Source organism: Escherichia sp. MOD1-EC6819, assembly GCF_002965765.1.
Classification (GTDB): Bacteria; Pseudomonadota; Gammaproteobacteria; order Enterobacterales; family Enterobacteriaceae; genus Escherichia; species Escherichia ruysiae.
Map to the genome: position 1 here is coordinate 1 of NZ_PTRG01000051.1, position 225 is coordinate 225.

At 49.3% G+C, this 225-nt stretch carries 1 tRNA gene and 1 rRNA gene; both read right to left on the reverse strand.

The annotated features are described in order from the left end of the window. Positions 1-74 (reverse strand) — tRNA-Ile (locus A7Z06_RS21605). Between the two features lie 68 nt (positions 75-142). Next, positions 143-225: ribosomal RNA gene (locus A7Z06_RS21610) — 16S ribosomal RNA — on the reverse strand; the annotation flags it as partial.

Genomic DNA, 225 nt, shown 5'->3' on the forward strand with positions numbered 1-225 from the left:
TAGGCCTGAGTGGACTTGAACCACCGACCTCACCCTTATCAGGGGTGCGCTCTAACCACCTGAGCTACAAGCCTGTAGAGGTTTTACTGCTCATTTTCATCAGACAATCTGTGTGAGCACTTCAAAGTACGCTTCTTTAAGGTAAGGAGGTGATCCAACCGCAGGTTCCCCTACGGTTACCTTGTTACGACTTCACCCCAGTCATGAATCACAAAGTGGTAAGCG